Origin of the sequence: Qipengyuania pacifica, from assembly GCF_019711555.1 — a bacterium.
Lineage (GTDB): Bacteria > Pseudomonadota > Alphaproteobacteria > Sphingomonadales > Sphingomonadaceae > Qipengyuania > Qipengyuania pacifica.
Genome location: NZ_JAIGNQ010000004.1, coordinates 175,192 through 197,221, shown reverse-complemented (window position 1 = coordinate 197,221; position 22,030 = coordinate 175,192). Strand labels below are relative to the sequence as shown.

Below are 22,030 nucleotides of genomic sequence, written 5' to 3'. Positions count from 1 at the left end.
GGCCAAGCTATGCGGCGGTGGATTCGTGGAAATCCCGATCAAGCGCAAGTCGCCTCCTGATCCGCCTTGCCACGCAAAGGCTTGCCATACCGGATCGTGCCGCAAGAGATTTGATCTGGGTCAATGACCGATCTTCATCGCCGGCCCATCAGGGCTGCCATGTGGACCTTTTACCCCGACCTCCTCGCAAAGCCCGTGCCCCGCTATACGAGTTACCCCACCGCTGCGGAATTCGGTGAGCTCGATCCCGACCACTACCGACAGGCCCTGCGCCACGCAGAGGGCGACGTCTCGCTCTACATTCATATCCCGTTCTGCGAGAAAATCTGCTTTTACTGCGGCTGCAACACGGCAGCGGCGGGACGGCGTCAGCGGCTGAAATCCTACCTCGATGCTCTCCATCGCGAGATCGCCCACGTCGCATCGCTCCTCCCGCCATCGACCCGCGTCAGGCGGATCGCGTTTGGCGGCGGAAGCCCCAACGCTCTCGACCCGGATGATTTCCAGCGCTTGGTCGATGCGCTATTCTTCAACTTCGCAGCGCCCGATCCGACTATATCCATCGAACTCGACCCCCGCACGATGACGCGTGAATGGGCTGCGGCGATCGAGCGGGTCGGCATCGAACGTGCCAGCCTCGGTGTCCAGACGTTCGCGACCCATTGCCAGGAAGCCATCGGGCGCGTCCAGTCTGAAGACTGCATTGTCCAGACGGTCGACTGGTTGCGGGATGCGGGCGTTACCTCGCTCAATTTCGACCTAATGTACGGACTTCCCGGCCAAACAATGCACGATCTCGAGGACAGCTTGCAACGCACCCGCGTGCTCGGCGCCGACCGCGTGGCACTGTTCGGTTACGCGCATGTCCCGCATATCATACCGCGGCAGAAAGCCATCGACGACAGCAACCTTCCCGACCAGCGCCAGCGCTTCGCCATGGCCGCGATGGGTTACGCCTATTTCGGCACTAGCGGTTACGCCCCGATCGGATTCGACCATTTTGCAAAGCCCGGAGGCGATCCGCTGGCGCGGGCGTCATTCGAGGGCAAGCTGCGCCGCAATTTCCAAGGCTTTACCGACGATCCGAGCGATATTCTGATCGGCCTCGGCGCATCGGCCATCAGCAGTTTCCCGCACCTGCTTGCGCAAAACGAAAAGAACAGCGGGCGTTATCGGATGATCGCCTCGCAGGATCAGCTCGCAGCCAATCGCGGCATCAGGCGCACCGCCGACGACCGCTATCGCGCGGCGGTGATCGAACAACTGCTTTGCCAGGGCCGCGCGCAACTCGGTGCCTGCCTGATGCGGGAGGCGAGCGAGGCATTGCGTCCATTCCTCGACCGCGGGCTTGCTTCGGTTGGCCGGCAATGGCTCGATATCCTGCCCGAAGGCTTGCCCTATGCGCGGACCATCGCGGCGATATTCGATCGCTATCGGCAGCCGCGAGGTCGAGTATTCAGCTCGGCGGTTTAGCTATTCGAATAGCATAACCAGACGGCCGCATTCGGTAGTGGAAAGAATCCAAGCATGGCAGATTGCCGACCATGCGAACGTCCGCTTTCGGGCAATCGCAACGATGGATGGAATGGCCGATATGAGGGCGCAAAGCGGACTCTTAGCTTTTGGGAGTTTTCCGCTTATAGGATCAGTCGATCAAACGTAGCTTCGTAAGTCAGCATCGGGAATGCTTTTCATTTCGTGTGTACTCAGAAAAAATGCTTCCGACATGGCAGCGGTTGCGAATGTAGAAGACCCCGCTGGAAGCAGCGGGGCTAATTTCTTCGATCATTCCTATGTGATGCTAGTTGCGGACGTTGAATTTCGGCCGAAAACGTAGGTTTTGAGGGCTTTGCCAATTCCTACGGTCCACTATGCTAGGTCTCTCTTTTCAGTATCTTAGATTGGTAAGTAAGTCGTTTTGCGACGTGTTTTCACGCACGGCTTCGCCAAGATCGCTCGCGTGTGCCTCTTGTTTCCCTACGGATCCGGGCCCGGCCCCTGGTACAGGAGGTGCACCTAACGAAGCGTTCTATTTCAATCAGAACAATTGACACGAAACCGCTGATCAGCAGAAAATCCTGCAACCATAAGAATCTTACAAAACAGGGCGCGTCTTATTCTGAGACATGTGTCCACCTGTCGCCTAGTTACAATGCCAGATTCGAAGGGCCCTTAAGGTGCTTCTTGCGACCCGAAGGGCATGGGATTTCCCGTGTTCCCAACTCAAGGCCCCACCATCAGGTGGGGCCTTTTTTAATGTTTGTCGAGGGATCTCGTTCAGCACTAGCGCGTCTACGTCACTTCCGCATGTTCGTGCTGATCCGCCATCGAAAAGCCGAATTGATCATCAATATCTGCATACGTGGAAGTACGGTCAAATGGTGCTCGCAACGAAACCACGGTTAACCATTCGCAGTTAGAGCAAGGCCATGATTTCCCCCCGTTCCAACCCCCGAAACATAGCCCTTCTCAGGCCTCTTTTTACCGGTTTGGGCTATTTTACCGCGGCTTTGATAACGCTGCGCATGGTCGACGGAATTAACAGCATTGCCATCATTTGGCCTGCGAGCGGATTGTTGCTTGCGGTCTTATTACTTAGGAAAAATTCTTCCGCTTACCCCCACGTTCTCTCGGCCGGGCTGGGGAGTCTCGCTGCAAATGTGATTGATAACGGTGCGCTGGCAATTTCTGCAGGGTATACAGCCGCCAACATGTTCGAGCCTCTTGCGATTGCTTGGATTTTAAAGGTGAAGCTCGCGCGGCGCCTATCGTTTTCATCACCTCAGCACCTGATGTGGTTCTCAGTTGCCGCATTACTTGGATGTGCGTGTAGCGCAACGATAGCTAACACTGTTACCGCGGCGGCATCAGCCGAGTTTTGGTTTTCGTGGTTCTCCACCGACCTTCTAGGTATTCTGATTGTGACACCGCTTTTGATGGTCGCTCACCGAGCTTTCAGGAATCGCGGGATCGTCACTGTGCCTTCAAAGGTCATTGAGGCAACAGCGATTTTTGCTCTTATAGGGACGGTATCGTGGGTGACCTTTTACCACCTTGATGCAACGATGCTCTTTCTGCAGATGTTCGTAGTTCTAACCGCTGCTTCGCGGCTGGGTCCTTTAGGAGCGGCGGGGGGCATCTTAGTCATTGCCTGCGTGGGGGGGCTTTCCTTCGATATATGGACCCCAACCCAAACATCCTTCGGCACCAATCTACGTGGCAAAAGCCTCTATTTCCAATTCTACTTGCTGACTTTGTTCGCAGCTTCATTGCCGATCGCGGCCCTGCTTGCCGAACGCGACCGCATTCTTGCCCGTCTCGGTGAAGAAAAACGTTTGCTTCAACTCGCAGAGGATAATGCAGATCTTGGACATTGGTGGCTCGATGTCGATACTCAAACTATCCGTTGGTCTCGCGGCGTGTTCACTATTTTTGGTCTCGAGGAAGGCATTCCACCACCCTTAGAGGCGGCGATCGACGCGTATCACCCTGACGATCGCCACGTAGTGACCGACCATATTGAGAAAGCTATTGAGGATCGCCAGGGCTTTGAATTCAGGGCCCGCATCATCAGACCAGACGGGCAGGTCCGCTATGTGCGCTCCCGCGGAGAACTCGATCACCAAAGCGATCGTGATCGGGTAGGGCTGTTCGGGATAGTCCAAGACGTGACACAACAGGTCACCCACGAATTCGCCATCATTGAGGCACGCAAGAGGGCTGAAGAAGCTGCTTTCACGGCAAAAGTCCTGGCGGAGACTGATCAGCTAACGCAAATCCCTAATCGTCGCCGCGTCACAGAAGATTTAACAAGGGCCGTGACGACATCGAAAAGCGAAGGAAACCCGGTATCGGTCGCGCTTTTCGACATAGACTACTTTAAACGGGTCAATGACACTTTCGGACATCAGGCCGGCGACGACGTGCTGAAGCGTGTAGCGAAGACCACGACTGCCGCGGTTCGTGTAGGTGATGTGGTAGGACGGTTTGGGGGAGAGGAATTTATCATCGTTCTACCAAACACGAATTCAGGAACTGCGATGGTGATTGCCGAACGTGTCCGCGTCGCAATTGAGGATGTCGCAAACACGCCGGCGGTCACGATCAGTGTCGGCGTGGCTGAACTAACACATATGGAAAGCGTCGAGAGTCTGCTTCAGCGCGCGGATCAGGCTCTTTATAAAGCCAAGCGGGAGGGACGAAACACTCTCAGACTAGCTGCGTAACGGCGCTATTCTATCTTTACGCCTTCTGATCCCATACCAACTCGGACCTGCGCCAGCCAATGCGCTCGCCTTGCAGTGTTAATCAGGGATCAGAAAAAATTCAGCGTGAACACGAAATGGAGAACTTAAACAAGGTTTAATGCCAAGTCTGCCGACAATCCCAGCCTGAGTTCCAAGCCATTTCCGCCGGCATGCCAAACAGATTCGATACCTAACATATCTCCCAGAGAGCATATCAAACGTAGGTGCCAAGGCTGGCCTCAGCAGTAGTTCGCTGGAGCGACGGCGCAGCGGGACCCGGCGGCTTAGGTATACGGTTATTCACGCGCTCAGTAAGGTCGATGACCTCATTGCGGTGCTGGCCAATCTGCAAAACAAAGAAGCTTCGGTCGGAGCCCAGCACCTGGTCGTCGCTGATCAGCAACCTGCCTTAACAACCACTTCACTGAAATATTTGATAAGCTATCACGTCGAAAGCGTTTGGATCTCGACCTTGCCATTCCCACCGACACATTTTGTAAAATGCCATCCATTTGTTCGGAAGTTGAGAAATCGGCCTGAAGATCGTGCCGTCACGCAATAGGATTAATGGATGGTCGCTCTCAGATGTTACGCGTTGTGACCCATCGTGCCTGATCCAGTCGGCTTCTAGTTCGACATCGTCTGGTAGGAGCTGGTCCTTGGTCGGATGACGAATAAACATGGCAAATTAACTCTTGGCCATATCTAACTGCTAGAATCGAAGCATGGCGTCTGCATTAATATGGATGCATTCCTGATCTTAAGAGGCGAAGCTCTACTTGGCATGCCAGGCAATCGGCAGATCTTTTGAACAGTCGACTTGGCCAGCGTGAGCAACATGGACGTGCTGGATTGATTTCTTCGTCGCTGGTGGTCGTGGAATCGTCACATCTATACCTGCTGCTTTCAGCGCTTTTTGCGCTGCAACGATCTTAGCTTCGTATTCAGCTCCTCCTTCTGTGTAGCGATGTGCGAAACCCGCATCATATTCATCGGAATGCGATCCCTCGCGGCTGACACACTCTGATACGCCAAAAGCCAACGCCATGCTCAACAAGGTCTGTGCCTTGATAAGTGCATTTGGTTGATTGAGTTTGAGCAGGTGTTGCGACCTCCGTCCTCCACCGATCAATGTCCCCGCGCACAATTATAAAAGCGTTGCGACTATAGAGTTACTTAGTGAAAGCATCAAAGCACAGGCCAAGGCTAAAGTCCAAAAACGAACTCGATGTTACTAAACGCGGTTTACACAGAGATTGCTTCCCTCGGTAATATCGACAGCAAAATTGGTTGGTTTAAAAATTGAATGCGCCTTCTCAGGTGGACACCGGAAATCACAATCCGCGTTCATGGTGTCGGGGTGAAGAGGTAGGGGGCGGGATAGCCTCGTATTCGACTAACGTCAGTTTTCCACCCCATTGCGACACCCAGAGGCCGGACGGGAGGCACCAAAAGCTGAAATCACTCAATGTCCGCCGGCTACGGCCGCTTTCGGGTGCCGTGGGCGGTCGGTCTAACGACCGAAATGAGGGCGCGAAGCAGCCCTTCGCCCCGTTCGCCAGCAGCAGAGCATATCTCACATCGACACCAAGTTAATGGACCGTGATCTGAATCCTCGTCCATTGAGATATGGAGTCACCCGTTTAATTACACAAGGATGAGCCCCAATGTGACTCACATTCGCATATGTCGCGACGTTACAATGTTTACCATCCGGATGGCGTATTGTCTTTCCTGCGACCCGGAGGGCTTGGATTTTTCCACGCCTTCTCCTTGAAGACCCCACCTCTCGGTGGGGCTTTTTTTGGTTAGCAATTCATTTTCCAAGGAGCAGTATCCGACCTCAGCGCAAATCCCGTGATCACTAAAAAGTGTAAGCGGACCGCCAATTAGCGACGATTAATCAGGCTCATTGAGCCTGTCGATCAGATCGGCGATCCTTTCAATCGCCTCACGTGTTTCCGGACTGTGTTTTCTGGCATCTGCACGGACGTAGTCGGCAATTGAGGGATGGGTTAGATAAAAGACTGCGGCGCTCCGATAGGCCATCATGGCATCATTGAGCGCATTCATCTCTGTCGCCGCAGACGAGCTTTCGATGGCGCGATTGGCGCAATCAGCAACCTGCTGGGCGTGCTCGGCGAGCTGTTGTAGCCTTTTCTTCATCGCATCACCTTATGGCTTAAGCGGCAAACGCGATAAACACGAAGTGGACTCAGTCAATAAGTTGGATGCTGAGCCCAACTAGCTATCATACGCAAATCAGGGGATGTTTGGTGAGACGTCAGACCAAAAAGGGGGCTTCCTCTACCACGCCGGGTCGCATTCAAACGTGGATGGCCTGTCGCCTCATTTCCAATATAGAGATTGTAAGCCGAGCTTCACGGGAATTCATAACCGTAAGTAATAGCGCGGACTTATTGGAAGGCTTACGGGATTGAACGCCGAGCAGACCGACTGGAATGAGGTCGACCGCGGACTCTCGGCTTGCGAAGATAGGTAGCGCAGAACAGACGTTCGGCTCATAGTGCTATTTTGCTGAGAAATTTTTCACCAGAATATAAGGCGCAAGTGTTCTTATAATTTTCTTCACCGCTAAAAAGCTTGCGAAGGACTCTCGCAACTGTAGCCAGAATGGCTTGTAATGGATGAAGAGGTTTGAAACGCTCACCGATAGGCAGCTTTAAGGCTCACGGATTTGGGGTTTATGTCGCCGCCGTATTTTTGGCTCTTGGCATCATCCAACTCGCCGGCAGTCTCGTATTCTATCAACTTATTGATCGCCAGACGCTTCAGGACGACCATGCACGGCGCGTCGCCGAACTTCTCGTCGTGGGGCAGAGAATGCACAAACTTGCGCCCGATCAGATGGCGGCAAACATGACTACGCGATACCTCGCTGTTGACGTATCGCCGGCGCCGAACGTGGAAGGTTCGAGCGGTGATCAAATGCTGTCCGGCATCGGCGAAGATATCATAGCATGGGAGCCGTCGTTGGCCGGAAGGCCCCTCCATCTATCGACATCCCTGTCGGACAAAAGCAGCCGCGATCTGGAGGGCTCCTTGCAGCTGGACGATGGTACCTGGCTCAACTTCGTCTCGCGGGACATAACGAGCATGTGGCCAGTCGCCTGGCGAGCCATGGTTCTCACTACACTGACCACGGCTGCATTTCTGGCCATCGGTCTGGCGCTCTTGTATCTGGTTGCGAAGCCGTTGCGCAGCCTTACTGATGCGGCCGAGCGAATTGGTCAGGGGGGCAAGGTCCAGGTCGCTGAAATGGGGCCTCGAGACCTTCGGGACCTGGCGCACGCAATGAACGCGATGCAGGAACGAATTGATCGTATTTTGAGTGATCAGACCAAATCGTATCGGGCGATCGGGCATGATCTTCGCACTCCGCTATCCAGACTTAAAACGATTTCTGGGATGATTGAAGACAAGGAACTCGTCGGCATACATGACCAAAGCGTCGACGAGATGGTCCGATTGCTGGATTCCCTCGAAAGCTATCTTGGCGCACAACTCCTTCAGAGCGATCCTGAAGAGGTCAATCTCCGCGAATTGCTGGTGGACGTAACGAGCCGCTACGGAGAAGCAGTTACGTTGATCGGTATGACGAATATCGTCATCAAGACATTCAAAGAGCCCCTCAAGCGCTCAATCAATGCGCTGATAGAAAATGCCGTTCAGTTTGCTGGCTCGGCTGAGGTTGCGGTCCGTGTCGGTAAAAGCGGCTATACGATAGACATCATCGATCAAGGCCCTGGGGTGGACGAGGATCAATTCCCATCATTATTGGAACCGTTCTTCCGCGTCGATCAAGCCCGGCAGAGAAACACCGACGGCTTCGGCCTCGGGATTCCCACAGCACATATATTGCTGACCAGGTTCAATGGCTCTTTGAAGTTTTCGCGAAACCCTTGCGGGGGCTTGACCGCTCACATCCTTCTCCCGAATTCGTGGCTATCAACAGCTTAGAATGACTGAGAGACCTGAAATCGAACCCGGGCTGAGCTATCTCCCGTATCGTAGCGCACGCCCGATAGTGGCACAGCAACTTCCAATCCGCCCGTGAGGCTTTTACCGATGTCAGCTCTAAAGCCGCCCCCTGAAGAAAAGAGGCTTCCACCGCCGAAGCCCTCGTCAAGATTATATGCCTTACCGCCATCCACGAACCCATAGAATTCCAGCTCAGCTAGTGGTCCCGGAAGACTGTCCCAGGAATAGTTCAGTTCCCCGTAGGCCAGAAGGGCCTGATCGCCGGTCCGTTCACTGTAGTCGTAGCCGCGAACGAAGTTAGCACCCCCAAGTCCCGTTTCTTCGGAGATGAGTAATGGCTGCGAGGCCAACTGTGAGCGGACCGCAACATTAATACCTAAATCGGCGACCACATTCTTTCGCCATCCGATATCGAACGTGGCTGTCGTGAAGGTTCCATCGGCATCCTGGCGGGACGATAAGGGATCTCCGAGCTGCGTTGCGTCGAAAAGATCCAGGCCCTGCTTAATCTGCGCATTGGCGCGCAACCATCCGCCGGCGAGACGTGAATAGCCGTAGATGCCAGCTGATACGGTGGTCAGTCGATCCTGGCGCGCGAGAGCTCCGTCACGACTTTGCTCAATTTGGCGATGGGAAGCGTCCGCGCGTATCCAGATACTCGAATTTTGTCGCCGGACCGCTGGATGCAAAAGCCCTAGCGATACTGTCCAACTCTCTCCACGAATATTGAACGGTTCGAGATATGCCCCGGGCGCACTGCGCGAAAAAGAGCCGGTGGCCGAGATTTCAGTTCCTTCGCGACTAACTCGTTTGCCGTATCGTACCTGACCAAAAACAAGCTCTTCGACATCAGGCACTGTGTCGAGAATAAATACCTGTAAGGTGTCATCTTGGGCAAAGAGGCCATTGAATCTAACGTGTCCGTAGAGTTCGAGCGGCCCGAGCGGCTTCGATCCGTCATTGCCGAATGTCACGCTTCCACCGACACGCTCATAGGTGCCGTTTACCACAAGGATATTTCTGTTCTCTTCGCGCATGACACGGACGTTGCCCAGGGTTACCCCGTCGATATCTCCGGCCACGAGAAGGCTGCGCTCGAGGTCCACTGCCGTGACCGGTTGTCCCGATGCTAATTTTGATAGAGCTGCCACGACCGACCGGTTTTGCGCCCCCTCGATCCTAACCTCGTCGATTGCGCCTTCGTCGATGGTGACCTGAAGCACACCAGCAGTGATTTTTTGTGGCTCGACATAGACGCTTGCCAAGGGGAATTTCGCTTTCACCCGGTTTGCGAGCCGCTCGACTAGTTCGGTCAATTCGGATCCGCTCAGCGTGCGGCCGATGTAATTTTCGACAATATCCGAGAAATCGCCGCGCGCCATGACGTGCAGCCCATCGATAGCGATCGCGCCGACGAATACGTCATCCTGCGTTTGAAACGCAGTGGAAGTTTCTAAGATTTGCGGATCGCTTGTTGTTGGAATTTCTTCACGTTCATTCGTCACGCGTTCTTCTGCGCGACCCGGATCGACACGGTCGAGCGCGACCTGTCCATAGCAGGGCACGGCGAGCAAACTGAATGTTAACGAGGCGATGGCGAGGTAATTGCGACCCACGGGATCCTCTAAGTGTCTGATTAAGTTCTCGCGGGACTGCGCCTTAAAGATTTAGAAATCATAAAATTTGATCCCTGAGAAACCCTGTTCCTCAACCGTTGCCCCAAGCCTCTCCGTTACATCTGGCAAATTGAATGGAGTCGCACGCATGATCAAAACCCTCACCCGAAGTGTAACGGCTGCGCTACTTATTTGCGCAAGCTCACAAGCGATTGCGCAGTCGTCTGGCTGGATGGTGAGCGAGGTCAGCGGGCCTGTGTTCGTCGATCGGGATGGAAAGCGTGTCGCTGCACGGCGCGGTGCCACCGTGGAAGTAGGCGACACGATTGCGACTGGAGCAAGAGCCCGAGCGGTCCTTGTTCATCAGAATGACTTTGTGACTGTGGCTTCGAATAGCCGTGTTCGAATTCCCAAGGAGTCCAAGAATTCTTCGATAACCCAATTCTTCCAAGAAATCGGGAACGCTATCTTTCGTGTCGAAAAGAAGGGAACCCCGCATTTCAAAGTTGATACGCCTTACCTCGCTGCTGTCGTGAAGGGCACAACCTTTTCGGTTACGGTGGGCGCAGAGGGCTCTTCGCTGCAAGTCACCGAAGGACTCGTCGAAGTATCTACGCTTGATGGCGGCGCGCGCGATCTTGTTCGGCCCGGCGACGTCGCGATGATTTCAGCTGGCGATAAGTATCGCCTGTCGATTTCGGGAGATCAGTCAATCGTGATCGATTCTCCTGCACGTCCTGCGGCTCAGAACGAAGAGAAGGAGCAGGTTGAGGTAGAGCCCGTCACCATTCAGGCGCCAGCGTCTCGCGATGTCGAGAAAGGGAGCCAAGCAGACCTTCGCTCAACCAGCACACCTGTGAAGAGCGGCGGCGGTCCTACGGGGTCGGCGCTGCCTTTTATCGCTTCAGCGATTGTAAGTAAGCCTGCGGATATGGGTAAGGCGACTTCAGGAGTAGTATCTGGTCCGGCCCCTGTCGCACTCGTTGCGGAAGTGGCTGCAAGCTCCCGGTCCGTTTCGGTAGGCAAGGCTCCGCTCGACAAGAGCGTGAACGGTCCGGATCAACCGAGCCGCGGCGAAAATCCCGGCAAGGATGACAAGCCTGGCCTGCCCGGCACGGATGATCGGCCCGGCAAGGACGACAAACCTGGTAAGGACGACAAGCCCGGTAAGGACGGCAAGCCCGGTAAGGACGACAAGCCCGGTAAGGACGACAAGCCTGGCAAGGATGACAAACCCGGCAAGGATGACAAACCCGGCAAGGATGACAAGCCCGGTAAGGACGACAAGCCCGGTAAGGACGACAAGCCTGGCAAGGATGACAAACCCGGCAAGGATGACAAGCCCGGTAAGGACGACAAACCCGGTAAGGACGACAAACCTGGCGGTCCGGGCAAGGACGGCGGCCCCGGCAAGGGTGACTAGTCGTGCTAATCGTTAACGCCTTCGATGCCTTTCGACATCTCGCAATATGCGGTCGATGGGTATGAGCGCCACTATCGGCCGACTGCTGATCTGCGTACTATCGCTGGCAGCTGCGATGTTACTGTGGGGCTCGGGGTTTTTGCAGGGCGCTGAAGATGCTTTGCGCAATTCCCTGTTCGGCATCCATTCCCGCGAAGCCAGCGGCCAGCTTCACGTCGTCGAGATGGATGCGGCAAGCCTGGCAGAGATAGACCGGTGGCCTTGGGACCGGCGCCACTATGGTGCACTTGTCAGTCGGCTGTCGGATGCGGGCGTGCGGAGCATTACCTTCGACGTCGATTTTTCCACTCCATCTGAAACAGAGCAGGATCTCGCTTTCGCCGCGGCGCTGGCCGAGGCCAAGCCAACGATCGTCATGCCGACATTTGCGCAAAGAGCATCTCGGCACGACACAAGGATGCTAGACGCCCTGCCGATCCCGGCCTTGAGGGATTATGCAATCCTGGGTTCGGTTTCCATCGCAGCAGACGGCGACGGATTCGTGCGGCGAATGCCATTGGGCACTCTTACGCAGGGCATTCCCCGGCCATCATTGTCCGCGCAGATTGCGGGCCGACCCGGGACGGTCGATCAACCTTTTCCATTAGATCTGTCGATCGATCCTCTGACCATACCCCGCCACAGCTTCTCTGATATCGAGCATGGTCGGTTTGCCGAAGCCGATCTTCGTGGAAAAGATGTGTTGGTCGGTGCCACGGCAATAGAAATGGGCGACAGGTACGCTGTTCCTCAACATGGCGTAATTCCCGGCGTCATTGTTCAAGCGATTGCAGCTGAAACTCTCTTTGCGGCTTTACCTGCCAGCGCAGGCCCGCTTGTTCTTATGGCAATAGCCTGCGCAGGCTTCGCCTGGTTGCTACGGGCGACAACAATGCGCCAGGCCGCAACGCGCAGCGCCGTAGCGCTGGGCACAGTTGTGAGTGCCTACGGCGTTTCTTGGTTCGCATTTTACACGATGCTCGAAGCCGCACCCGCCGCAGTCGCGGTATTGTTTGCAGGCGCTGCGCAGTTGCTGGCAATTCTTAAAAAAGATTTGGACCATAGGCGCGTCCATGACTCCGACACAGGGCTTCCGAACCGTCTGTCGATGGAACGAGAGATTGATCCGGCGTCGGCCGCATGCATTACGGCAATCATTGGTAATTTCGCGGCGCTCTCGAGCGTTCTGGGCGATCACAATGCGAAAGAACTCCTCAAACGCGTTGCCGAGCGGCTCCTCGTAGGGAACTTCGGCAGCACAGTTTATCGAATAGAGGACCGCACGCTCGCCTGGCATTCTTCTCTTGAAGCCGGAGAGATGGAGGCAATGCTAAAGGCATTGCATGCACTGATGCGACGTCCCATCGAGGTCGGAGGGCGACGCGTTGATGTCCAGATCGCATTTGGCGTTGCCGCACCTCAAGCCCTAGCAGAGGCGGCGTTGTCCGCTGCGACGGCTCTGAGAAATGCCGAACCTTGGCACATTCATCTGGCTGATGAGCAAACCGAAGTGGAACGGCAGATCTCCCTCATGGGAGAGCTCGATGTGGCAATCGATTTGGGTGAGCTTGAGGTCGTCTATCAGCCGAAGCTTGATTTGAAGACTGATCGTATCACCAGCGTCGAAGCGCTCGTACGTTGGAATCACCCGCAACGCGGTCCGTTACGACCCGACCTGTTCATTCCGATGGCCGAAGATGCGAACCGGATATGCGACCTGACCTTGTATGTTCTGCAAAGAACCATCGATGATTTGGCCGCTTGGTGCCAGCGTGGTCTTGTTGTGAGCGCTGCAGTCAATATTTCTGCAAAGCTGGTTTATTCAAACGAATTCATCGACAAGGCAAAGCGGATCCTTACGGAGACAGGAATTCCGCGGAAACGTTTGATTTTCGAGGTGACTGAATCAGCAACAATTGACGATCCTAGCGCCGCTGTCGCCGCGCTTCAGCACTTTCGCGACCTTGGCATCGCAATCTCGATGGACGATTACGGCACAGGCCAGTCGACATTGACTTATCTCAAGCAGCTTCCACTGTCCGAACTTAAGATCGACCGGAGCTTTGTTCAGCACGCCCATGAGGACGCAAACGATGCGCTTCTTGTTCAGTCGACCATCGACCTTGCGCATCGGCTTGGTCTGCGAGTTGTTGCAGAAGGAGTCGAGGATCGAAGCTGTCTCACCTTCCTCCGGGAAGCGGGCTGCGATCTTGCTCAGGGCTATTTCATTGGAAGACCGACCAGCCCAGAAGAAATAAGGGAAATGCTTACATCGCACACGTCACTTGCGGCCTGAACGCGACTGACAATTTTCTGCTTATCGACTGAAAGCACCCGGCACGCTCGGTAACCTTTCATTGTTAAGCGAACATCCGCTTTTGGGGTGCTGCATCAATCCCTCGAATGACCATTATGAGGGCGCAAAGCTGACGAAATGTCTAAGACCACAATCGGGTCTCTAGCGGAATGGCAGTTTTTCAGCACTCACCCACCTAAAAATCGGACAGGCAGCAACCCGCGCAAGAGCGGCCGCTCATCAATTAAACTTTGGACCTGCGATATCCTGCAGCGATCGCGTCTGCTTCAGAGCAGAAGATCTCTTCCGGTCTTGTCTGCTCATAATACTGCATGCCGGGAAGGTGATAGATCCAATCACCGCGCCTACTGCGGTTCCCCTTGATGTCGCATATGGAGGAGGGCCTCTTCGTTCTGCCTGCTGCTGCAGTTGTGGCAGCCGGTCTGCTCGCTTCTCTCGCTGCTATCCGATGTTGCTCGGGCAGGGCGAACTGCGATCCCCAGATCCCCGCCTTTGCCGAACGTGCTCGATGCTCCTGTGCCAGGTAGTAGTCGCTGTAGGCGCGATAGGCCGTGGCCCAACCATACTCGACCATGGAGGCGTTGAGGTTCACCCTGTTCGCCGAGCATGTTCCGAGAAGCCGACCATACTGGTCTACTCCCTCTCCCTGGCAATACACCGTCTGGCCTCCAATCATGCTATCTAGCTGGCGCTTGGCTTCTTCGCCGCATGCCCAGGCTTGGCCATCACGCTGGCAGTTCTGGTCGAGCTCCGGTGCGTCTATACCAGCGAGGCGCACCTGCCTGTCGTTCAGGACGAGAGTATCGCCATCGACAGCATGTGCTGGCCCGCTGACGACCTCTGCATTGGCCGGAAAGGCGAAGGCAACAAGCAGTAGGACCAGAAGGCTGCGCATCGGTCCAACGTAACGCGCCTGCGTAAAGAGATCGTAAGCGGCCTTCACGGTCCAAAAGACGGGCCAATGCGTATTTCACGGCTGCTACAGCGCGAGCACTTTAGCCGCCGTTCGACACCCGCCATTTGCTTTGACCAACCGCGCCGCTGGCACAGCAAGGTTACCTCCAGCGGGTTGAGGACAGCTGTGTGGCGACATGCCTTGCAGTCCACCCGCAGCGCGTAGCCATGGCGCGTGTAATCGGCGATCGTATCGAGGCGCTTAGAGCTCATGGTTTACGACGCACTGACCAGATAAGGCGGCAAATGCGGTGATGATGCTCGCAATCGCAGCGAGCATCGGGGCGCTAAGAACAATCATGGCTATCTCCGACTCGATGATCGGCTCTGTTCCATATTTGTTCCGTGTAGGAAAATGATCTATCGCACCCGCTCGAAAGAGCGATCCTGAAGGCGGTATTCAGGTGGCGAAAGCCTCGGCGGTTGGTTGTTCTGCCGTGGCCCGGACATAACGCGCCTCGATAGTCTGTTCGGCCTGAACCATGGCAGCGAGCGAGCGCTCGACCCGCGACAGTCCGACGCCTGTTAGGGCAATAAAGGTGACCCTGCCGTCTTCATCCGACGATGATCGACTGATCTCCCCCACATTTTCGAGAAGATCCAACCAGCGCAACGCCGTTGTGTAGGGCACGTCGGCTGCTGCCGTGATTTCCTTTGTAAGAATATTCACCCGCTCTTCGCGTGAAGCAACGTAGAGGTGAAGCAGCATATTCCATGCAGGTTCGCCGAAGTAGTCGCGATCCAGCGCATTGAGGCGCAACTGGCGGCGAGCCAGCTCCTTGCGCGCCATTACCACTAGCTCGTGTATTCCCTCCGTCGCCTGCGCCGCGATCCCCACCCAAGCCCCCTCAATGGTGTATCCAGTTTGAGGACCTCCTCACCTTCTGCAAAGCAAGGTCGAGATCGATCGCAACCTTGTCGAGGCCGAGCCTGTCGGCTTCGGCAAGGCATGCCGCGATATTTTCTGCCAAGCACTCGATGTCGTTGTGAGCTGATTTGGAGGTCTGTTTCATAGGATCAATTTGGCCCAACACAGACTTCGTAAAGCCACTTCGACTACGGCGGTAAAATTACCTAGGTAAATTTCCTAATAAAATCAGCGTGTATGCGCTGTAGGAACGCTCGCGGGTCACTAACATGCCGGGCATCCTGCGAGGGACTTTGCGCAGGCAGCCTTGACTAGCAATCATCCTGTAGATGTTCAGGTCGGTTCAAGTATGAAAAAGCTCATTGCACCCGTAGAAGGGCGACATGCTCCTGATTGCTGCTGCCCTTGCCGTGTGTGCCCCCGGTCCTCGCGACAATTGCGTCCATGACGGCGATACGGTTTGGATCGAAGGCGAAAAGATCCGCATTGCGGACATCGATACGCCGGAGTTAAACGGCAAGTGCGAGTATGAGCGACGACTGGCGCTGCGCGCCAGGAATAGACTTGTGGAGCTACTGAACGCCGGAGAATTCGAGATCGCCCGGACAGGGCAGGATCGGTATGGGCGAACGTTGGCGACGCTGCAAAGGTCAGGCCGTTCGATAGGGGACCAGTTGGTGTCCGAGGGGCTTGCACGAACATGGTCTGGTCGCCGGGAACCATGGTGCAGCAATGGTTGATTTACGCGCAAAGAGAGGCACGCTGATCGAATTCTCCGTGCTGCTGGTTCTGCATGTCGCGATGTTTGTTGTGGTCATGGTTGGGCTGTTCTCATGACGGTTACTCGCGAACAGGAAGTCTGGGCCATAGCGCTATGGGTCGATCGCGAACACGGCGAAGAGGCCGAGCAATTTATCGCCGGAAAGGTGCTGCACTTCGTCGAGCGGGGCGACGATGGCGGGAGGAAGCTCTGGGCCGAAGTAGCGCGGCGGTATGTCCAGCTTCGCGAAGCAAAGTCCGCAACAGTGAATTAGGGAGAAACGCCAGTCGGTGATGAACTGAATAGGTTGGGCGAGGAAATTTCCATCCTAACAGCACTCATTGGCGGGCGAGCCTGACCAACCTGAAACCCGCTCCTGCTAAACTACCCTTATCACACGTGGTCGCGATCACGGCCGTACATCTTCCAGGTTGTGATTTTCTGGTGCTTAGCATGGCTCATATCAGCGATGATTACGCGATTTCGGCTTGGATCCTTCGTGCCCAATTAGCTATATCGATCATCGAATTAGCTAAATTCCATTAAACTCCATTCATCGCCAGCAGTTCAAGTAAGCACATTAGATGGCGTCCGTCGAAAGGCGCCTGCGATGTTTTGAATGCGGCTCGAATGACGTCCGGGGCTCAGATATGATGTTGGCCATTATCTATGTGAGGTCCGACAGCAATCTGAAGAATATGGGGCGATGTCTCCGAAGCAGTTTGCAGCTGTGCTTGAAATCAGGCGAGAAACGCTCAGCCGCAACGACCACGATCGACAAATGGCCGGCTTTTCGTACGCTCTTCAGGTATCTGGACCTTTTGGGTCTTGAGCTCGACGAAGTCGCGAACAAGGATGGCAGGCCAAGGGCCCCCGTTCCCGATTACCCGGACGTGTGCTGGGAGCTGGGTCAGGCCCTTGACGCTGGTCGCAAGCAAGAGCGCTTAACGCTCCGCGAACTTTCGGAACATACAGGCATTTCCTATTCGCAACTGTCCCGCCTAACGCGAGGACAGTTCAAAGGCGGGCGGCACGTCGAAGTTTCCTACTTCGATGGTCATAGAGAGTTCGATGAGGACACACTGGTTTCGTTCACTCATCCAGTTCTGCACTTTCTTTCCAAACTTGGCGGTTTCCTTCGCGATACCGGTAAGCGAGCCTTTTAGGTTTAGCGATCTGCCATTCCTGAAGAGCTAGCACCACACAGGGGCGAGGGTAGCGACAAAAAAGGGGCGCCTCCGCAAAGACGCCCCCAAATCAGTCGCTGGTTCGAGCTTCGCTTGCGAAGCTAAGCCGCAGAAGATGTTCGCTGAGCGCCTGCGCGCCATCCATGCGTGCCCGGCCCGACCAGTCTTCCCAGCGGTCGATCCGGTCGACGAGCCACCGATAGAAGCGATCCCGCTCGTGGCCATGAGGGAACGACAGCGACCAGAGCGTGCGCGCCAACGGCACATTGTCTCCGCTTGGCGGACCGGTCAAAGTGATCGCTGGCCTACCCGCCACATCCTTGCGCACAAAGCGGCATGGAAGCTTGGCGACAAAGGTATCGCACTGCTCCATGATCGCTTCGCGCATAGCCGGATCCTCGCCCAGGTCCGGACCATTCAATGTCTTGAACACGGGAAGACCGACAGGGATCGGCGCCGCACCCCTCGATCGCGTGCTTGCGAGCATTTTAAGTACAGCTTTACCTTCGCTGGTGAGCCCGCCTGACAGTCCACTCGTCGTGAGGCCCTGGCCTTGCAACCAGAGCCCGAAAAACTGACGCGCCAGATGCCAGGAATCGGCGAAGAGATCGATCACCTTTTCCTCGATGGATATGACCTGGCGATCGATGGCGACGAGCACCGACAGCAGGACTTCCAGCGCGCGTTCCTGGTCGTGGCGCGATCCGCTGGCCATCCCTAATCGATCGATCCAGAGATACTCGCGCACGCTGCTCCAGCCATTTCCCTGTTCGTCCAGCAGCGGCGGAGATGCTTCGTCATTGACGGTGAGCCAGTAACCCCAGGGGAGCTCGGGATTACGATGGTCGCCATAGGGTTCATCCTTGAACATCACTCCCTCCCTTCTTGCCAATCGAACGAGCAGAACCCGGGATGGATTTAGTGGACGACAGGTTGGCACCCGGCGCCTCCAGAGCATCGAGTTGGCAGGCGAGCCGGGTAACCTCGTGATACATGAAACCGATGTCCCGGTAGACGGCGCCTTCCTCCGGCTCGAGCCGGTTGGTGTGATTGGGGATGAGGTCGCCAGCCTGATCAGCTGTAAAGCCGAACCACCATTTATCGGCATGCTGGTCATCGGGTCCTGGGGCACGGCGCGAGCGCTGCCGAATGGCCGCATCTAGGATGTGGCATACGCTAATCTCGGGCTGTTCTTCATCCTGGCATTCTTGGCCGTAGTTGATCCGCCCGTGGACGCGCAGGTCACACGAGGCAGGAATGGCATCGAAGCGGAAGCCCCATAGCGGGTGATCGGGATCGACGCCCACGAAGCCGGACCATTCGCCGCTCGGCTGCCGCAGGAGGATGCAGTGCTTGCCCGTGGGGGCATGGATCCATGCAAGCTTGTCCGGTTCTTCTTCCCATGGTCCAGGCCCGCCTGGATGGCGGTGCGGATTGGTGAATAATTGCACCGGGCGAACTTCCGTCCCGCCGATGGCAAAACGTTCAGGCAAGGCCGGGAGATTGGTGGAAGGATTGATGGCCGCAATCGCGCGGCCGGATGTCTTCTTACGGGGCATTACAGTTTCCTTTAGATAGCAAAAAAGCCGCCGTCCGGATTGGACGAGCGGCTTGGGGATTGGTGCGCTTCTGGCGCGCACCATTACGGCACTTGGGATTTGGCTAAGGTAGCGTGTGCCAGCGCTTCCTTACCCGGTATCGATCAGGTCATCTTTTCCTCCTTCCCTGGTATCTTCGCAGTTCTTGCAAACATGAAGCGGTTTTCACCCTTGGAACCAGCTTTTGCGAGGGCCGGTGCCTGGCAGGTTCAGCGGGCCATCTCCCGTGCCCGCTCGAGCGCGCGCCACGCTTCCCATCCCGAGGCCAGCCAATGGCGCTCCTTTGGCCTGCAACGGGTCCACAAAAAGTACAGCCACAAGGCCTGTGCATCGAACGCCGTCCGGCTCCCTGGTGGTACCCGGGTTCGCTTCGATGAGGCGCCGATGTCGTAAGCGGCACACACATGGACCAGTTCGCGCCGCGAACATGGCAAGTAGACCGTCTTGATATCACTACGAAGGCGTTCGATCAGCGCCATGTCGTCGGGCGGCCGTTTTGAGCTCGAGCCGGCCGCATCGCTGGCCGCTTTTTCCGGTCGTGGAGGCGCTAGCGAAAGGACCATTGCCTTGCGCGGTAAGCGCAGCACGATCCCGTCGATGATGTGCGCGCGGGAGTGCGTCTCATCGAAGGAGCGGGCCTCAAGCGAAAACCGTGCGCCCCAATCGCGGCATTTGACCACGCTGAAGATCGCAGCTCCCTGGATATGGGAACCGCCGATATTCGCAGAGGATGTGCGGTTGATGGCAACGACGGCAAGGCTAGCGGGATGCCGCATCGTTTCGCCGCTCACGATACGGTCTCTTCGATGCGATAAACGGTTCCTCCCATGCCTGCTGCACGCAGCCGGTCGCGCGCCCAGGTTTTGAAGTCGCGCTGCAGGAAGGGACTATCGGGAAACGCTGCTGCGGCAGCGTCGGCGATTGCCATCTCGCTGCGTTCGCGGTGGCACTCGATCTCGCCTGTCGATGCCAACCAGCGAAGGGCTATGACAGCACTGGTCAAAACATCGGCCAGAACATGGTCGCGCACCTCGTCCCATCTGCCCGCCTCGGCCATCTTTCCGATCGTGCGTGGCGGCGATGGTTTTGCAGGGATGCCGGCCCCTGCTGCATATTCATCGAGATGAACCGGATCGGCCTGCACCGCGACACTACGGCACAGATCGGTCCGCTCGCGCGAATGCGGCGACGTGCCGCGCAGCTGGAGGGGCATAAGAAGGCCGAAGCGGCACGCCTGGTAACGCAGCACCGCAAGGTCGCGCACTTCGCCGCCCCAGGTCACCAGCTGTGCGGTGCCGCCAGCGTCCAGCAATGCATCGAAGAAGGCTTGCACAAGTTCCTTTTCGCTGCGGTCATCAAGGCCCAGCACGAAGGGGCCATCGATCTGAGGAACATCGTTCCCTTTGGTAAGCCGCATGACGATCCAGGAAACGGCCGCGATGTCGTGAAAGGGCCAGCGGATTTTTGGCGGCTTTGGCTTTCCGCGATCATCCACGTCCGGCTCGCGTCCATACACCCAGCCATCGTGCGCCGAGCGGCGAAAGCGATATTCGAAATCGCACACGACATATGTGCGCCCTATCGCGGCAGCATCCTCGGTGTTGGAATTGGCATCGATGATGACTTGCGCCTCACGCTCGAGCGAGCGCTGCAGGGCACACAGATCGTCTTCAAAAATGTTGGTGGTCTTGCTCATGGGTTTTCTCATTACGGTAGATGCACCAAGGCCCGCCGGTGGGCGGGCCTTGGTGGGGATTGAAACGGGTTTGAAAGTTTGAGTGAGGCGCTGCGCTCAGCGATGCCGTTCGCAGGCCGTTATCTCGCGCACGATGGGCGCTGGCAGTCCCTCGATCTGAAACCAGGTTTCCTCGTGCTCGACGGCTATCTGAGCGATCTCTTTGGCCCACACTTTCCTGGGCGCGGGATGCCAGGAATAGCCGCGGGCTCGAAGGCGTTCCTTTGCAGCGAAAGGTGCACCGCGCGCCTCGACCAATGCCGTCTTTTGGTCCGCGGCTTCCAGCAGGCGTTGAAGATGGGTTCGGCGCGGGCCCTTGAGCCAACCTGATTTGCTCTCACGCAGAAGCCAGAAAAGCGACCAGACATCGGCAGCCGCACGGTGCGCTGACGAGAACCAGCCATGCTGGTTGAGAAGCGCCGTTTGTGCTCTGCCATCCAATCCCAATTGCAGCCAGGGAAGATCGCGCATCGAGCACGCCCACGGCTTGCCTTTAAGCGCTGGATACCGCCGCTCGAGCCAGCCAATCTCGAAGGCGCAATTGTGAGCGACCAGAAGGTCTGCCCGCTCGAGCATTCCGGTGACCGCCGCGTCATTGATTGTATGATCGGTCAGATGGTGATTGCAGAGCCCGGTCAGCATGGTGATTTCTGGCTCTAGCGGAACGCGTGGATCTTCCAGCCAGGACAGCGGGCCGAAGTGGCCCAGCACATCGCCATCCTCGCTCACGAAAACCATCATCAGAGCGAGCTCGATGATCTTGTGCCGGTCGGGATCGATGCCGCTCGTTTCGAGGTCGATGATGCACACGCATTTGCCGGCCGGCGGCGCGCCATTTCCCGGCATCTCGCTGAACGGCTTTGGCACTTCGCGCAGCACGCGAAATTGGGGGTCTGTTTCGAGGCGCTGCGCGGCTTCCTCGAACTCGGGATTGAGATGATCTGTATTCATGTAATCTGCCTTTCGGTTCGTATTCGAACCGGCGAGGCGGGAGCCGAGCGTTATTGCCTTTTTCCTTCACCCTGCCGGTTCACCCGGCAGGTCTTCCTAAGGCGTTCGAAAGTCCCTGCCGGCCCGCAGCTGTCAGCGGAGGGTCCGCATTCTTCCAAGGCGTCGCCGACGCTGCCCCAAGGACGATGGTTCGTCCGCAAAGCAGGGCGCCCAGGATTTCTGCCTATCGAATGGGTAAAACACGTCGGCCGAACGGGGGGCGGGAAGAGGAGGGCGGCTGTGGCCGGACGACGTGTGAGCGAAGCGAACTAACCCTTGCAGCCCGGAACGGGC

The 22,030-nt window shown here is 56.4% G+C and carries 19 protein-coding genes; 8 read left to right on the top strand and 11 right to left on the bottom strand.

What is annotated here, in order from left to right; all coding sequences use genetic code 11:
• Nucleotides 1–159: 159 nt before the first annotated feature.
• Together hemN and K3177_RS13585 are read left to right on the top strand one after the other, a co-directional pair.
• Complete coding sequence (hemN, locus tag K3177_RS13590; protein WP_221598924.1) at nt 160–1,473, top strand: oxygen-independent coproporphyrinogen III oxidase; 1,314 nt, start codon at nt 160–162, stop codon at nt 1,471–1,473.
• 956 nt (nt 1,474–2,429) lie between these two features.
• Nucleotides 2,430–4,226: a sensor domain-containing diguanylate cyclase gene (locus K3177_RS13585; protein ID WP_221598679.1), complete on the top strand. Its 1,797-nt coding sequence runs from the start codon at nt 2,430–2,432 to the stop codon at nt 4,224–4,226.
• A 796-nt stretch (nt 4,227–5,022) separates the two neighbouring features.
• Here K3177_RS13585 and K3177_RS13580 read toward each other — a convergent pair.
• The gene (locus K3177_RS13580) at nt 5,023–5,379 is read right to left on the bottom strand and encodes a hypothetical protein (protein ID WP_221598678.1); all 357 of its coding nucleotides are present in this window, start codon (nt 5,377–5,379) and stop codon (nt 5,023–5,025) included.
• Nucleotides 5,380–6,146: 767 nt separating this feature from the next.
• Nucleotides 6,147–6,413, bottom strand: a complete 267-nt coding sequence (locus tag K3177_RS13575; RefSeq protein ID WP_196847752.1) for a hypothetical protein — start codon at nt 6,411–6,413, stop codon at nt 6,147–6,149.
• Between the two features lie 492 nt (nt 6,414–6,905).
• Between K3177_RS13575 and K3177_RS13570 the strand changes: the two genes are divergently transcribed.
• A complete protein-coding gene (locus K3177_RS13570) occupies nt 6,906–8,228 on the top strand; it encodes a HAMP domain-containing sensor histidine kinase (protein WP_247714497.1) in 1,323 nt (440 codons plus the stop codon).
• On the opposite strand, the gene K3177_RS13565 is transcribed toward K3177_RS13570, so the two are convergent.
• The gene (locus tag K3177_RS13565) at nt 8,225–9,865 is read right to left on the bottom strand and encodes a ShlB/FhaC/HecB family hemolysin secretion/activation protein (protein ID WP_221598677.1); all 1,641 of its coding nucleotides are present in this window, start codon (nt 9,863–9,865) and stop codon (nt 8,225–8,227) included. The two genes, K3177_RS13570 and K3177_RS13565, sit on opposite strands and share 4 nt — an antisense overlap.
• A 148-nt stretch (nt 9,866–10,013) precedes the next feature.
• On the opposite strand from K3177_RS13565, the gene K3177_RS13560 reads away from it, so the two are divergent.
• Together K3177_RS13560 and K3177_RS13555 are read left to right on the top strand one after the other, a co-directional pair.
• On the top strand, nt 10,014–11,288 hold the full coding sequence (locus tag K3177_RS13560) for a FecR family protein (protein WP_221598676.1): 1,275 nt from the start codon (nt 10,014–10,016) through the stop codon (nt 11,286–11,288).
• Between the two features lie 61 nt (nt 11,289–11,349).
• The gene (locus K3177_RS13555; protein WP_221598675.1) at nt 11,350–13,623 is read left to right on the top strand and encodes a putative bifunctional diguanylate cyclase/phosphodiesterase; all 2,274 of its coding nucleotides are present in this window, start codon (nt 11,350–11,352) and stop codon (nt 13,621–13,623) included.
• A 244-nt stretch (nt 13,624–13,867) separates the two neighbouring features.
• On the opposite strand, the gene K3177_RS13550 is transcribed toward K3177_RS13555, so the two are convergent.
• The 3 genes from K3177_RS13550 to K3177_RS13540 form a co-directional block, all read right to left on the bottom strand.
• Nucleotides 13,868–14,587, bottom strand: coding sequence for a thermonuclease family protein (locus tag K3177_RS13550; protein ID WP_221598674.1), 720 nt, complete (start codon nt 14,585–14,587; stop codon nt 13,868–13,870).
• A 411-nt stretch (nt 14,588–14,998) separates the two neighbouring features.
• Entirely contained in the window at nt 14,999–15,388 is a 390-nt protein-coding gene (locus K3177_RS13545) for a helix-turn-helix domain-containing protein (protein WP_221598673.1), read from the bottom strand.
• Nucleotides 15,389–15,446: 58 nt separating this feature from the next.
• Nucleotides 15,447–15,611 (bottom strand): hypothetical protein, encoded by a 165-nt coding sequence (locus K3177_RS13540; protein ID WP_221598672.1) that lies wholly within the window; start codon nt 15,609–15,611, stop codon nt 15,447–15,449.
• 238 nt (nt 15,612–15,849) lie between these two features.
• Between K3177_RS13540 and K3177_RS13535 the strand changes: the two genes are divergently transcribed.
• The 3 genes from K3177_RS13535 (at nt 15,850) to K3177_RS13525 (ending at nt 17,392) form a co-directional block, all read left to right on the top strand.
• Entirely contained in the window at nt 15,850–16,206 is a 357-nt protein-coding gene (locus K3177_RS13535) for a thermonuclease family protein (RefSeq protein WP_221598671.1), read from the top strand.
• 93 nt (nt 16,207–16,299) lie between these two features.
• Entirely contained in the window at nt 16,300–16,500 is a 201-nt protein-coding gene (locus K3177_RS13530) for a DUF6961 family protein (protein ID WP_221598670.1), read from the top strand.
• A gap of 376 nt (nt 16,501–16,876) precedes the next feature.
• Nucleotides 16,877–17,392 carry a helix-turn-helix domain-containing protein gene (locus K3177_RS13525; RefSeq protein ID WP_221598669.1) on the top strand — a complete coding sequence of 172 codons (516 nt, stop codon included), beginning with the start codon at nt 16,877–16,879 and terminating at the stop codon, nt 17,390–17,392.
• Nucleotides 17,393–17,483: 91 nt separating this feature from the next.
• Here the strand turns inward: K3177_RS13525 and K3177_RS13520 are convergent, their stop codons facing one another.
• The 5 genes from K3177_RS13520 to K3177_RS13500 form a co-directional block, all read right to left on the bottom strand.
• Nucleotides 17,484–18,284, bottom strand: a complete 801-nt coding sequence (locus tag K3177_RS13520; protein ID WP_221598668.1) for a hypothetical protein — start codon at nt 18,282–18,284, stop codon at nt 17,484–17,486.
• Entirely contained in the window at nt 18,271–18,972 is a 702-nt protein-coding gene (locus tag K3177_RS13515) for a hypothetical protein (protein ID WP_221598667.1), read from the bottom strand. The genes K3177_RS13520 and K3177_RS13515 overlap by 14 nt, the downstream gene beginning before the upstream one ends.
• 248 nt (nt 18,973–19,220) lie before the next feature.
• Nucleotides 19,221–19,802 carry a hypothetical protein gene (locus K3177_RS13510; RefSeq protein ID WP_221598666.1) on the bottom strand — a complete coding sequence of 194 codons (582 nt, stop codon included), beginning with the start codon at nt 19,800–19,802 and terminating at the stop codon, nt 19,221–19,223.
• On the bottom strand, nt 19,799–20,707 hold the full coding sequence (locus tag K3177_RS13505; protein ID WP_221598665.1) for a 3'-5' exonuclease: 909 nt from the start codon (nt 20,705–20,707) through the stop codon (nt 19,799–19,801). Before K3177_RS13505 ends, K3177_RS13510 begins: the two co-directional genes overlap by 4 nt.
• 96 nt (nt 20,708–20,803) lie before the next feature.
• Nucleotides 20,804–21,697 (bottom strand): 3'-5' exonuclease, encoded by an 894-nt coding sequence (locus K3177_RS13500; protein ID WP_221598664.1) that lies wholly within the window; start codon nt 21,695–21,697, stop codon nt 20,804–20,806.
• Nucleotides 21,698–22,030: the final 333 nt, after the last annotated feature.

Excerpts from the sequence above, each read along its gene's own strand:
- hemN (WP_221598924.1), top strand. The coding sequence starts at position 160 with ATGTGGACCTTTTACCCCGACCTCCTCGCAAAGCCCGTGCCCCGCTAT.
- K3177_RS13585 (WP_221598679.1), top strand. The coding sequence starts at position 2,430 with ATGATTTCCCCCCGTTCCAACCCCCGAAACATAGCCCTTCTCAGGCCT.
- K3177_RS13575 (WP_196847752.1), bottom strand. The coding sequence starts at position 6,413 with ATGAAGAAAAGGCTACAACAGCTCGCCGAGCACGCCCAGCAGGTTGCT.
- K3177_RS13560 (WP_221598676.1), top strand. The coding sequence starts at position 10,014 with ATGATCAAAACCCTCACCCGAAGTGTAACGGCTGCGCTACTTATTTGC.
- K3177_RS13555 (WP_221598675.1), top strand. The coding sequence starts at position 11,350 with ATGAGCGCCACTATCGGCCGACTGCTGATCTGCGTACTATCGCTGGCA.
- K3177_RS13545 (WP_221598673.1), bottom strand. The coding sequence starts at position 15,388 with ATGGCGCGCAAGGAGCTGGCTCGCCGCCAGTTGCGCCTCAATGCGCTG.
- K3177_RS13540 (WP_221598672.1), bottom strand. The coding sequence starts at position 15,611 with ATGAAACAGACCTCCAAATCAGCTCACAACGACATCGAGTGCTTGGCA.
- K3177_RS13535 (WP_221598671.1), top strand. The coding sequence starts at position 15,850 with ATGCTCCTGATTGCTGCTGCCCTTGCCGTGTGTGCCCCCGGTCCTCGC.
- K3177_RS13530 (WP_221598670.1), top strand. The coding sequence starts at position 16,300 with ATGACGGTTACTCGCGAACAGGAAGTCTGGGCCATAGCGCTATGGGTC.
- K3177_RS13525 (WP_221598669.1), top strand. The coding sequence starts at position 16,877 with ATGATGTTGGCCATTATCTATGTGAGGTCCGACAGCAATCTGAAGAAT.
- K3177_RS13520 (WP_221598668.1), bottom strand. The coding sequence starts at position 18,284 with ATGTTCAAGGATGAACCCTATGGCGACCATCGTAATCCCGAGCTCCCC.
- K3177_RS13515 (WP_221598667.1), bottom strand. The coding sequence starts at position 18,972 with ATGCCCCGTAAGAAGACATCCGGCCGCGCGATTGCGGCCATCAATCCT.
- K3177_RS13505 (WP_221598665.1), bottom strand. The coding sequence starts at position 20,707 with ATGAGCAAGACCACCAACATTTTTGAAGACGATCTGTGTGCCCTGCAG.
- K3177_RS13500 (WP_221598664.1), bottom strand. The coding sequence starts at position 21,697 with ATGAATACAGATCATCTCAATCCCGAGTTCGAGGAAGCCGCGCAGCGC.